Annotated in this window: 11 protein-coding genes; 4 read left to right on the top strand and 7 right to left on the bottom strand. The window is 61.7% G+C overall.

Annotated features, from left to right (window positions below; genetic code table 11):
* Positions 1-82 precede the first annotated feature (82 nt).
* The 4 genes from smpB (at position 83) to ABWU19_RS07535 (ending at position 5,618) form a co-directional block, all read left to right on the top strand.
* Positions 83-514, top strand: a complete 432-nt coding sequence (gene smpB / locus ABWU19_RS07550) for an SsrA-binding protein SmpB (protein WP_435901095.1) — start codon at positions 83-85, stop codon at positions 512-514.
* A 91-nt stretch (positions 515-605) separates the two neighbouring features.
* Positions 606-1,841 (top strand): N-acetylmuramoyl-L-alanine amidase family protein, encoded by a 1,236-nt coding sequence (locus ABWU19_RS07545; RefSeq protein WP_435901094.1) that lies wholly within the window; start codon positions 606-608, stop codon positions 1,839-1,841.
* Entirely contained in the window at positions 1,838-2,371 is a 534-nt protein-coding gene (locus ABWU19_RS07540; RefSeq protein ID WP_435901093.1) for a GerMN domain-containing protein, read from the top strand. Before ABWU19_RS07545 ends, ABWU19_RS07540 begins: the two co-directional genes overlap by 4 nt.
* 43 nt (positions 2,372-2,414) lie before the next feature.
* Positions 2,415-5,618 carry an AAA family ATPase gene (locus ABWU19_RS07535; RefSeq protein WP_435901092.1) on the top strand — a complete coding sequence of 1,068 codons (3,204 nt, stop codon included), beginning with the start codon at positions 2,415-2,417 and terminating at the stop codon, positions 5,616-5,618.
* Positions 5,619-5,634: 16 nt separating this feature from the next.
* Here ABWU19_RS07535 and ABWU19_RS07530 read toward each other — a convergent pair whose 3' ends face one another.
* From ABWU19_RS07530 to ABWU19_RS07500, 7 genes are all read right to left on the bottom strand, one after another.
* Positions 5,635-6,474, bottom strand: a complete 840-nt coding sequence (locus ABWU19_RS07530; RefSeq protein WP_435901091.1) for an SDH family Clp fold serine proteinase — start codon at positions 6,472-6,474, stop codon at positions 5,635-5,637.
* Between the two features lie 11 nt (positions 6,475-6,485).
* The gene (locus tag ABWU19_RS07525) at positions 6,486-7,148 is read right to left on the bottom strand and encodes a rhomboid family intramembrane serine protease (RefSeq protein ID WP_435901090.1); all 663 of its coding nucleotides are present in this window, start codon (positions 7,146-7,148) and stop codon (positions 6,486-6,488) included.
* A complete protein-coding gene (locus ABWU19_RS07520) occupies positions 7,145-8,239 on the bottom strand; it encodes a cation:proton antiporter (RefSeq protein ID WP_435901089.1) in 1,095 nt (364 codons plus the stop codon). The genes ABWU19_RS07525 and ABWU19_RS07520 overlap by 4 nt, the downstream gene beginning before the upstream one ends.
* Before the next feature lies 1 nt (position 8,240).
* Entirely contained in the window at positions 8,241-8,717 is a 477-nt protein-coding gene (locus ABWU19_RS07515; RefSeq protein WP_435901088.1) for a cation:proton antiporter regulatory subunit, read from the bottom strand.
* Positions 8,707-9,141, bottom strand: a complete 435-nt coding sequence (locus ABWU19_RS07510; protein WP_435901087.1) for a phosphate-starvation-inducible PsiE family protein — start codon at positions 9,139-9,141, stop codon at positions 8,707-8,709. The genes ABWU19_RS07515 and ABWU19_RS07510 overlap by 11 nt, the downstream gene beginning before the upstream one ends.
* Positions 9,142-9,169: 28 nt before the next feature.
* Positions 9,170-10,189 (bottom strand): tyrosine-type recombinase/integrase, encoded by a 1,020-nt coding sequence (locus tag ABWU19_RS07505; RefSeq protein ID WP_435901086.1) that lies wholly within the window; start codon positions 10,187-10,189, stop codon positions 9,170-9,172.
* A 203-nt stretch (positions 10,190-10,392) separates the two neighbouring features.
* Positions 10,393-11,961: an S-layer homology domain-containing protein gene (locus ABWU19_RS07500; RefSeq protein ID WP_435901085.1), complete on the bottom strand. Its 1,569-nt coding sequence runs from the start codon at positions 11,959-11,961 to the stop codon at positions 10,393-10,395.
* Positions 11,962-12,152 lie beyond the last annotated feature (191 nt).

Genomic DNA, 12,152 nt, shown 5'->3' with positions numbered 1-12,152 from the left:
TTTCACGAACTATTTTTATCGTGAAGAGTTTCACTAATAGAGGCACCTACGAAATCCCGAACTGGGTAGAATAAAGAGCCCTATGGCTGGACTCGAGAACCGCAAAGCACGCCACGATTACGAAATCCTGGAGACCTTCGAGGCCGGCCTGGCACTCAAAGGCACTGAGGTCAAGTCCATCCGGGCTGGCCAGGTAGACTTTACCGGCACTTTTGCACGGTTTCAAAACGGGGAGTTGTTCCTGGAAAACCTCTACATTGCTCCATACGAAAAAGGGGGTTACACCAACCACGACCCACGCCGGCTGCGTAAGCTGCTGCTGCACAGGCACGAACTCAACAAGCTCAGAGCAAAAGTAGAGCAGAAGGGCCTCACCTTGGTGCCGCTCAAAATCTATTTCAACGAGCGAGGAAAAGCCAAACTGCTGCTGGCGCTGGCTCGAGGTAAGCGGGCCTATCAGAAAAAAGCCGAGGATAAAAAGCAGGCTGTCCGGCGTGCGCTCGAGAGCTGGTAATTGTGGCAACTATAAAAACTTCTCGGGCTTGCGCTTCTAATCTGAGGCAGGTAAAACTGTAGCGACTGGACTGGGGATGCTGCGCATATTGATGGTTATAACGGTATTGCTGGGCCTGGGCTGGGCCCAGTACGAAAGCCGCTTATTGGTGGGGCAACAAGAGAGCCAGGCCATTTATCCTGGGGGCGCTGCAGTGGCCTTCGGCCCGGCCAAGTTTATTGCCGAGGCCCTGGGTCTTGGTTACCTCGAGGCCTCCGACAAGGTTTACCTGAGCCTGGGCAGCCGGGTAGCCACCTTCCCCATCAGCAGCCAGGGCGCCGAGGCGGCTCGGCTGCTCAATGCTTACAGCGCTCAGGGCGGCCTGTGGGTGCCGGTGCGGGAACTTGCGCGGGTGCTCGACCTGTACTACCGCAGCGACTATGGCGCTCCGGTGCTGGCGCTGCGTCCGGCCCGCTTGCTGGAGGTGCAGCGGGCTACCGTGGGCTCGAGTGAGCGCTACATCCTTCGCTTTGATCGGGACGTGCAGGTGCGGCTTCTGGCCAACAACCCACCCCGCCTGGCCCTGATTGGGGTTACAGAGGTGCCGGATGCACCGCCCGATTCGCCCATCAGCTTTAGCAAAGAAAACTGGGGCAGCGAAATTTACCTGCCCCAGGGCAGCGGCGCACCGCGCTTACTGTTCCTGCCCCGGCAGGTGATTGTAGAGCGGGGCCCTTCGGCCAGGCTGCCCCGCGTGGTGCTCGACCCCGGCCACGGGGGCGCCGACGCCGGGGTAGTGGTGGGCAACCTGCGGGAGAAGGACCTGGTGCTGATGGTGGTACAGCAACTGCAAAAGCAACTCCAGGGGAGGCTCGAGGTGGTCCTGACCCGCAGCGCCGACCGCGCCGTTCCGCTGTTGGCTCGAGCCCAGTACGCCTCTACTGCCCAGGTGTTTATCAGCCTGCACGCGGCTCCCGGCAGCCGGGTTACGGTGTTTAGCCACCCCGAGATTCAAACCCTGCGCCTGCTGGAAAAAGGGCGTGAGCTTTCGGCCCGCAGCCCCGCCGCTCAACGGGCTATTCTGGAGCGTTTTGTGGCGCCCCCCGGCTCGGCGGCTCGGCTTGCTCAGGCAATTTCGCAGGGCTTTGCTTCTGCCGGAATTGTAGCCAACACCAGCCAGGATGCCATGTACGTGCTCTCGATGGCGGGGGGCGCGGCAGTTTTGCTTGAAGTGGGTTTTGAGCAACTGCGCACCCCCGAGAACCGCGCGCAGGTGGCCGCCGTGCTGGCCAGGGCGGTGCGCGATTATCTGGGCCTGCCTGCCACCAGCGGAGGTGCCCGACCATGAAGCGAGTTCTGACGCCAGCCAATGTGCTGGGTTTGCTGGTGCTGCTGCTGGGAAGCTGGGCTTTGTGGGCCGTGCAGAGCGACAACGGCTCAAAGTCGCTCAACCTGCCCTCAGACCTCGACAACCAGGGCCCACGTACCATTCGACTGCACTTCGCCAAAGACACCGAGGACGGCCTGGTGGTCGAAGAGCGCACCATTCAGGTGGCCGAGGGCGAGTACACCTTAGAGCGGGTGCTGAAAGAACTGGTGCGGGGGCCACAGATTCCGGGGGCTGCACCGCTGGTTCCGGCAGGCACACCGGCCCCTACGGTTTTCTTGCGGGAAAACACGGCTTTGGTAGACTTACCGGCGGCCTATGGGCGGCTGGGCTACGGCACGGCAGGCGAAACTGCCCTGGTTTATGGTATGGCCAATACCCTGCTGGAGTTCAAGGAAGTCGAGCAGGTTAGGTTTTTGCTGGAGGGTAAAGAAGTAGAAAGCCTCGGGCACCTCTCGCTGCTGGATCCATTCAGGCGGGCAGGCCAGTAAAAAGCCTTATAGGCTGCACACCTTTGGCCCGGCCCACACGCTTATGAAGATTGAACGACTGATTTTGCAAGGCTTTAAATCGTTTGGCGAGCGTACCAGCCTCGAGTTTGGCCCCGGCATCTACGGCATTGTGGGGCCCAATGGCTCAGGTAAGAGCAACCTGGTCGAGGCCCTGCGCTGGGTGGTGGGGGCCAGGGCCAGAGAACTGCGGGGGGAGGAAGCCTTAGCGCTGCTGTTCCACGGTTCGGATGGCAAAGCCCCACTGGGGTTTGCAGAAGTCGGACTGGAGCTGGGGGGCAACGGTAAACGGGTTAGCCTGAGCCGACGCCTCGAGCGCGACGGCAGCAGCGAGGTGCGGCTCAACAACGCACGCAGCACCCTGCGCCAGATTGAACACGCCCTGATGGGAACAGGGCTTTCGCGCAGCGGGTATGCCATTGTGGGGCAGGGCGAGGTTGGGCAGATATTGCAGGCCGGGCCCGAGGTGCTGCTTTCGTACCTGGAGGAGGCCGCGGGGCTGCGGGCCGTGACCCAGGCCAGTAAAACCGCGCATGAACGACTGCAAAGCACAACCCTCGAGCTTCAAGCGCGTACCCAGGAGCTTGCCGAACGAAAAGCCTCGATCCTGGAAAAAGCCCAGCAGGCCGAGGCCGCCCGCAAAGCAGCCTCGCTGGCAGGGCGCAGCCTGGTGTTGCGCCGCAGCGTGATTGCGGCGCGCATTCGCGAGGCCGACCTGGAGGCCAAAAACGCGCAGCAAAAAGCCCAGGCCCTGGAGGGCGAACGGGCCGAAGTTGCCCAGCGCCTGAGCGAGCTCGAGCGCGAGAAAGTCCAGGCCCTCGAGGCCCTGGAGGCTGCGCACAACGCCCACAGCGAGGCCTTGCGGCAGGCCGAAGCCCTAAGCGGTGAGCTACGGCTGTCAGCGCAGGAGCAGGCATCGCTGGAGGGGCTGTTGCGCCGCCTGGCTGGCGACATCGGGGAAGGCGAGGCCCGCCTGACCCGGTTGCGTGCTTTGCCAGAGCCGACCGTCCCTGCTGAGGCGGAACCCACCCCCGAGGTGCTGCACAACCAGCAGCTGCGCCTCAAGGAACTGCAGGCCGCCATCCAGGCCGAGGAAAGCCGGCTTGCTTCGGCACAAAAGGCCTATGAGCGCTACCTGAAGGCCCAGGCCACCTACGAAGCGCAAAAGCTGGCCTATGAACAGATGCTGGCACAAAAATCGGCCCTGGAAGCCGACCAGGCCCGGCTCGAGGAAGAACTAACGGCCATACGGGCGCAGCTAGCCGCGGCCCAGGCCCGCGAGGGCGAGCTACGGACACACCTGAACGACCTGGTCAAGCAGGAGGGTCAGGCCAGCAGCGAGGCCCGGGCTGCCCGCTCTGAAGCCCAGCGCCTCGAGGCCCTGCTGCGCTCCGGCGCCGACCTGGCCGAAGGCCCCAAGCGGGCCCGCGAGTCGGGCATTCCTGGCTTGATGGGGGTGGTGGCCGACCTGCTCCAGGTTCCGGCAGGCCTGGAGCTGGCCATCGAGGTCGCCGTGGGGGCCCGCATGCAGTGGGTGCTGTGCGAGAACGAACAGGCGGCCCAGGCTGCGGTCAGGCACCTCAAACAGCAAGGGGGTCGGGCCACCTTTTTGCCGCGCACTTTGCTCAGGCCCCCTAAAGCCCACCGGCGCAGCTGGAGCGGCGAGGCCGGGGTGGTGGGGCTGGCCCGCCAACTGGTGCAACTGCCCCTGTGCCCCGAGGCCCTGCCCACCCTGCTGGGCGAGACCCTGGTGATGGAGACCCTCGAGGCTGCCTTAGCCCTGGTTCGCAAGCACCCCGACCACCCCCGCATGGTAACCCTGGATGGCGAGCTGCTGGAGACCAGCGGGGCCATCACGGGGGGGCGCTTGCAAAAAGCCGGGCAGATGCTGGCCCTGCGCCGGCGCTTTCAGGAGACCCAGGCCGAAGCCCTGCGCCACGAGGCTGAAGCCCAGGCCCTGCGCGCCCAGAGCGAGCAACTACGGGCCGAGCTGGCCGGGCTGGGTCTGGCCCAGCTCCAGCGCCGCCAGGCCGAGCTGGACTCCGAACTCAAGGCCATACGCTCCGGGCTCGCTCGCCTGGCCCATAGCCCGATGCCCCAGGCCCCCGCACCGGTCGAACCTCCGCAACCCGGCCACCTCCATGCCCTGCAGCGCGAACGCGAGGCCCTTGCTGCCCAGCTGGCCGCCCAGCGTGAGGTGGCTGCTCGCTGGCAGCGCTACCGTGAAGACCAAGAGCGTTATGCTGTGGCGCAAAAGGATATTGCAGAACTCGAGGCCCGCCTGCACCAGCTGCGAAGCGAGCAGGCCGAGTTGGGGCAGAAGCTTTCGTCTCTCCAGTCCCGCAAGGCTGGGCTCGAGCTGGCCCGCAACAGCCTGAACCTGCAGCAGCTGGAAAGGCAGCTACAGGCAGCCCGGGGCCGCGCGCGTGCGCTTTCCGAGGAAGAGACCGGCCTTATCACCCGCACCAACGCACTCCTGGCCGACCTCGAGGCCCTGCACCTGACCCAGGCCCGGCGCGAGGCCACCATCGAGACCCTGCAGCAGGAGCTGTCCGAGCTGCCCCCAGGCCCGGTAGAGGAGGGCTCATCGCGCAGCCTGGCCCGGGCCCTCTCCGAAACCGAGGCCGCCCTGGAGGCCCTGGGCCCCATCAACCACCTGGCCGAGCAGGAGTACGCCCTCCTGAGCGAGGACATCGAGCGGCTCGAGGTGGCGCTGGGGGAGTCCGAGGTGGCGGTACGGAAGCTCGAGGCCGAGTTACGACTGGTGGAGTCGGAATACCGGGAGCGAATGGAGCAGGTCTATAAGGTCTTCAAAGAGAAGTTTGCCCACTACGCCAGCGCCCTGCTGGATGCAGAAGTAGAGCTAAAGCGTTCCCAACAGGGCCTCGAGCTGATCCTGAAGCCCGCTGGTAAGCGCACGGTTAACCTCAACCTGCTCTCGATGGGCGAACGCACCATGGGCGCGCTGGCTTTTTTGTTTGCCCTTTCCGAAGTAGGGGAGGAGGGGGGTCTTCCCATAGCCGTACTGGACGAAGTAGACGCGCCCCTGGACGAAGCCAACATTCAGCGCTTTTGCCGCTTTTTGCAGCACTTCAAAGGCCAGACCCAGTTCATTCTGGTTACCCACCAGAAGCGCACCATGGAGGCCTGCGATGCGCTATACGGCGTCACCACAGAGAAGGGCCTGAGCCGGGTCTACAGCATCAAGCGAGAAGAGGCTCTGGCCTGAATTTGCCCGGGTCGGGCTACCTCGACCTCGGGCCGGCCTCCTCCCGCCCGTAGGGTAGCGGCACGTACTGCACGCTGGGTTTACCTCCACGCGGCTGAGGATACATGCCCATCAGTTCATAAACTTCTGTGGGCATCTCGGTGGAAACCCTCAGACCCATGCTGTGGGCCTCTTCCACACTAATGGGATAGTCGTGTGTCCAGGTTCCCTGGGAGAGCAGCTGGGCCAGCTCATCGCTTTTCTGCTCGTCAAAGTGCTTGCGTAACAGACCGGCAACGGTGCGCTTGACCTGGGTCAGGGCCTTGCGGGCCACATCGGCCATAATCAGGGTCTGGTCATCAATTTCGGCCACGGGCTTCTGCTCCAGAACCCGCAAGACGGAGGCCGCCGGATACTGCCCAAGCTGAGGATCAACTGGCCCCAGTACGGCGTTTGGATCCATCACGATTTCATCGGCAGCCAGCGCAATCAGGGTTCCGCCCGACATTGCGTAGTGCGGCACGAAAACCGTGACCCTGGCTGGGTGCTTCAAGAGGGCCTCGGCTATCTGCTCGGCAGCCAGCACCAGCCCGCCGGGGGTGTGCAGGATAAGGTCTATGGGCACGCTCTGATCGGTCATGCGGATGGCCCGTAAGACCTGCTCGGAGTCGTCAATATCAATGTAACGGGCAAAAGGAATACCTAGAAACGAAAACCCTTCCTGCCGGTGAATCAGGGTAATCACCCGGCTCTTACGTTTGCGCTCGAGGTCGGTAATCCGACGGGCGCGAGCAGCCAGCAGCATTTGCTGGTTAAAGTAAGGGCTCAGGGTCGAGAGAATAAAAAACAGCCAGAACAACTGAAAGAAGATTTCCATAGGCCTCCTTGTTAACGAAAGTAATACCAGTTTTCCCAAAACGGCGTAACCCTGTAATCACGCCGCGGTCGCATCCAGCTAGCCATCATCATACCGGCCACAAAGCCCCCCAGATGGGCCCACCAGGCCACGCCTGGCATCCCCAAAAGTGCATTGATGAGCTGTATGGTTGCCCAGTACCCCAGGTAGAGTGTTGCAGGCAGCCATAGCCAGAAAGCCGGGAACAGCCAGGTAAAAACATAAGCGCTGGGGAACGAGCGCAAGTACCCCCCAGTAACCCCGGAGATGGCCCCCGAAGCCCCCACCATCGGCACGAAGGGGTCGGGGGTAAGCATGGCCTGCGCTAGGGCTGCTACCATGCCAGATACCAGGTACAGCCCCAGGTAACGCCAGCTACCCAGCCGGCCCTCGAGGGCCGGGCCAAACACCCATAAAAACCACAAATTACCCAGCAGGTGCCCCAGCGAACCGTGCACAAACATGCTGCTCAACAAACGATAGCTTTGCCCCAAGGGGTCTTGCAGGAAAGCCGCCGGAATAAACCCAAAAATGGCAAAGCTTTCCTCAAAACCCCACGATAGCTGGAAATAAAAAACCAGACCACAAAGCAAAATAATGGCCTTGGTAACCGGGGCTGGCCCGTGAAACAGGAGTGAATCGCGAACAGGAATCATTTGCTCCGATCGTACCAGGAGGGCATAAAACGCATGAGCAGGCTACCCAGTGGAATCGAAATCAGTACCAGCAACACCGCCACCTGGCCCACCAATGGGTAACCCTGCTGCATGGCCATAGCCCCCAGAATCAGGTTGAACTCCCCTCGAGGTACCAGGTAGGCTGCCGCAAAAGTGCTACGCCGGACAGAAAGCCCCGCTACCCGCGCCCCTTTGAAGTTGAGGGGCAGCTTGACCAGGAGCGCCAGCAAACAGACGACCACCACTCCTGCGCTTACCGAATCCAGCAGGGTAAGGGCTGTAGCCCCCACAGTCAGGAAAAAGAGCGCCACCCCCAGGTCTCGCACCGAACCAAACAGGTGTTCCAAGCGCTCGCGCAAGCCTAGTCCCGCTGCCAACACGCCACAGATGAACGCCGCTACCGCTTCCGAAGCCCCAGCAGCGTGAAACAGTACCGCAGTGGCGCTTACCAGAGCAGCCCCCAGCAGCAACACCAGCTCGTCGGAAAGGTGTTGAAGCTGCTGATTGAGCCAGCGTCCGCCCAGGCGCAGCAACAACCAGAACAGGCCCGCCAGCCCTACCACCACTGCAAAGCTAAGGCCGGTTCCACCGTGTACCAGTACCAATAAAATGGTAATGAGCAGATCCTCGAAAACCAGCACACCCAGCACCACCTCGCTTTCGGGGTTGGCGGCCCGGCGCAAGTCGAGGATCAGCTTAACAATGACCGCGCTCGAGGAGACATACATCACCCCACCCAGCAGCAAAGCCCCTTTCCAGTCGAGCCCTGCTAAAAACCCCACCAGTATTCCCACAGGAAGGGCCACGGCGTCCCAACCCCCAGCCCGCATAACCCGACCCGACATCTGCTGCAAGCGGTCGGGGCCAAACTCGAGCCCCACCGAAAACATCAGCAGCAACAAACCCAAAGATGGGAGCGGCTCCAGACTTTCGGTGTCTAAGAACCTACCCAGCACAAGGCCTACAAGCAGGTAAGCTGCCAGGGGTGGGAAGTGCCAGCGATGCACTAGCGCAGCCCCTAAGCCCAGTAGCAAAGTGGCAATAGCAAATGCGGTTACCGATTCGTGCATGCTATCCAGTCATCTGTTTTCGCAGGCGTTCTACTGCCCCCCGCGGCCCGGCCAGAACCAGGGTGTCACCCACGCTCAAAGACAGTTCAGGGGATGGGTTGGGAATCAGGGCCTGGCCTTCGCGTAAAACTGCCAGCAGGTGGGCTCCTTGCTCCTGTAACTCCTTTACAGTGCGTCCCACACATGGTGCGCCCGGCCCCAACCTGACCCACTCGATGGTGTCCTGAGCCAGTTTGGTTTGGGTATCACCAATGGCCTCGGGGGCAAAGAGCACACCAGCCAGGATGGCCCCAAGCTCACGGGCTTCTTCATCGGTCAGGTCGAGCACCGCGGTGGGCTCATCCATGCTGCCTCTCTCGTAGTAATGGAGCTCCCTCGAGCCCGAGTGGTGAATGACGATGACCAAACGGTCTCCAGACCGAACCGTGACCACGAACTTACGCCCTACACCGGGTAAAACACTTTCTTCAACCCGCATGTTTTTTCTCCTTCCCATAGGGAAATGCAATAGCCAGGGCCCTGGCTCCAATCAAAGCCAGTATGCCCGAGCTCCACACCAGCACATCCAAGCCCTTGATCTCACCAGCAAACAGGCCCAGCATCATCTCTCGCAGCACAAAAACCACTGCTACTTCTACCAGTATTTCTGCCCGGATGCGGTCAAACTCGAAGTAGTCAACAAATGCCCGCACCAGCTCGATCACTACCACCAGCGATAAAATGTTGGTTACCAGGTCTTTGAGGCCAAGTCGCACCGTGGGCTGGGTGAAGGCCAGGCCGAGTTCCAATAGGGTACGCCCCACGCTCACCAAAAGTCCCACCAGCAGCGCTACCAGGGCCAGGTTGAAGATGATGCGGGTTACGATTTTGAAAACCTCGAGGATTCTTTGCTGGGTAATCATGGTACTAAAGTTTACCGTCACACAAAGCTCAATTCTCGAGCTGATCCACCACCTCAAAAAGCCCTTCCAGGTCCATTTTTGCGTAAATGGCGCTGGTATTAACGTTGGTATGGCCCAGCAGGCGGGCCGTTGCGTGCAGGTCGCGGCTTTTTTTGTAAAAGCGGGTTCCGGCGGTGTGGCGCAGCATGTGGGCCCCGTAGTAGTGCTGGGGAAAGCCCAGGTCGCGGTAGTGGCGGTTGAGAATTTTGCGCAGCGATCGGTCGGTCATGGCCCGTCCGCTGGCTTTGCGCCCACCCAGGTTTATGAGCAGGGCTTTTTCGCCGGGGGCCGCATAGGCCAGGCGCAGCCGGAGCCAGTCCTGGATTTCTTGCACCAGGGGCCGGGAGAGGGGAACCGAGCGCTTCTTACCGCCTTTGCCCGCCCGCACCAGCAGCAGGCGTTCGGACAGGCTCAGGTCATCCACCCATAAGTTAACCACTTCACTAATACGCAGACCGGCCTCGGCCATCAAGCGCACCGCCAGACGGTCGCGGCAGTTTGGTGGTTCGGCGCCCGAAAGGTGCTGTAGGAGTTTGTGGTACAGGCTTTCCGGCAGGGCAGGACGGCGCTCCTCGGGCGGAGTGGGGTCGCGGGGCGAGTGCACCTGGGGCAGCTGAGCCACGCTGGCCCACTCGAGCGCCCGGTAAAAGGCCCGCACGCCCGCCAGGTAGGTGGCAACGGAGCCGGGCTTGAGGCGCTGGTTTTCAGAATTTTCCAGATGTCCGCCGTGCAATTGCAGGTCGGCAATATAGCGGTCAAGGTCGTCGGCGGTAGCCTTCAGGATTTCCAGCGACTGCGTGTCCGACCAGGCCCAGGCCAGGTAATCGCGCACCGCCAGCCGGTAGTTCTCCAGGGTGCGCAGGCTCAGGGTGGCGCGCTTGCGGCCTTTTAGAACCAGGTAGGCCTCGAGCAGCTCGAGCAAGGCCGCCGGGTTGCGCTCATGGGCCGCTCGGATGGCCTCGAGGCGGCGCTTGGCCGGGTTGTGCCAGTTGGCTAACGGTATCAGCATGGCCCCAGTATACAAAATGCGTACTTAGGTAAATAAGTACGCATTTTATTTCACCCCAGTAACACCAAGCGCAGGCTGGCCCGGCAATACGAAAATACTGCGCCGGGCGGAAACCCACCCGGCGTACCTGGAATCAAATTTGGTAAGGGGCTCAATGCGTATGAAGGGTGCTCTGGCGAACCGGCGTGATGCTTTTTAGCCGATTACCACAGGGGTTTCTCCAGGCTTAGGCGCAGAAGCCCCTTCTGGGCCGTTACGGCCTCGGTCGGGCTGATAATAGCCAGCCCGCTGGGTTTTTCCAGGGCCACCTCGAGCACCAGCTTTTTGACCACCGGCTTCACCTGGGGTTTTAGCTCCAGGCCCGCTTCGGGGCTGTCCCACTCACTAAAGGCGATGTCGTCGGCCTGGTTAAGGTCTACCGCGTAGATTCGGCTCACTTTGCCGTCGTGTTCGTGCACCAGCAGCAGCCGGGGCTTGGGCCAGGCCAGACCCACCACACGGTTGCCGGGCGCATCGAGCAGGTAGGCATACTCGGCAAACAGGCCATCGGGATTGAGGCCCAGAAGCACCAGGCGAAGCACCACCGAGCCAGCAACCTTCGCGCAGTCGGGCAGGCACAGGGGCCGCCCGTTGATAAGCGCCAGGTAGTTGCGGCTTTCGTCCAGCGCCACCCCTCCCAGCAGGCCTTGCTGCACCCCGGCGGCAAAAACGGGTGGCAGGGCTTCACGCACCGCAGTCTGACCAATGGGGCCAAAATACCGAATTTTTTGGGTTTTGGGGTCCAGGTGCATGAGCTTTTGCCCATCCTCGAGCCAGGCCCAGCCCTCGCTGGAGACCATCACCGCTTCGTTCAGAGGATAAAACGCTTCCAGCACAGGTTTTTCCTCGAGCCGCAGCAGGCCGATAGCCCGCTGGTCGTTGTGTTTGAGGGTTGCCCAGACCCGGCCATTGCGCTGGGCTTGCCCCAGGTGCACCAGGCTGGCCTCGAGCTGTGCTTCCGACCAGGCCTCGGGCAGCGCCACAGCACTCAGGCTTACCAGGGTGGTGCCTTCCTGAACCACAGGGGGCTGAACAGCCTGGACACGGGTCAGGGGTTCTGCGCTGGCCTGGGGTGTGGGGCTGCTGGTTGACTGGGCTGGCGAAACCGCCTGTGCTGGGTTGAGCGCTGCCTGAGGCGCAGCAGTCAGCTGACCAATACGCCAGAGCGCTCGAGCCATCTGGTAACGGTTAACCGGGTCGCTTCCCCTAAAGAGACCATCGGACCCCAGCGGCAACACTTCCAGTGCGGCCACCCGTAGTACGGCTGCCTCGGCCCAGTGACCTGGGGGCAGGTCGTCGGGGCGCAGGGCCTTGGCCGGAGCCACAACACCCAGGTTCTGGGTTAATTTGTCCAGCACCACCGCCAGCTGATAGCGGGTTAAGACCGATGCGCCCCGGTAGGTTTGGTCGGGGAAGCCCTGCACCAGCCCCTCCCCTACCATCCTGCGAATGCCGGGCAAGGCCCAGTGGTTGGGCTTGACGTCCTTGAAGCGCACCTCGGCTTCACGTACCGGCAAGGGGCTGTCGGCCAGCACACGGGCCAGGGTGGTGGCAAGCTGGTAGCGATCCAGCGCCACCTCGCCCCGAAAAGCGCCCCCTGGGTAACCCTGCAGCCAGCCCCTTTTCACAACCTCGGCCACTGCAGGGGCCGCCCAGTGGTCGCTGGGAACGTCGAGGGGTAGGGCCAGGCTCCAGATCGTAACAAAGAACGTTACAAAAGAAAAAATCCTCATGAAGGGCATATTAGATTTACCTTAAAGATTTTTTTGTACATTTGTCACCAACTGCCGTTACGTGGTCTGGCGCCTCCAGCAGCACTAAAACCAAATCGGCATTTAGCGCTAAAGTGGCTTGTATTTGATAAAGTAACTCAAGTTGCCACCTAGACATTCCGAGCTAGAAAGCAAAAACTAAGGCCACTATG

Source organism: Meiothermus cerbereus (assembly GCF_051297115.1).
Taxonomy (GTDB): domain Bacteria; phylum Deinococcota; class Deinococci; order Deinococcales; family Thermaceae; genus Meiothermus; species Meiothermus cerbereus_A.
The sequence above is the reverse complement of the archived record's forward strand: the minus strand, read 5'-3'. Positions and strand labels throughout refer to the sequence as shown.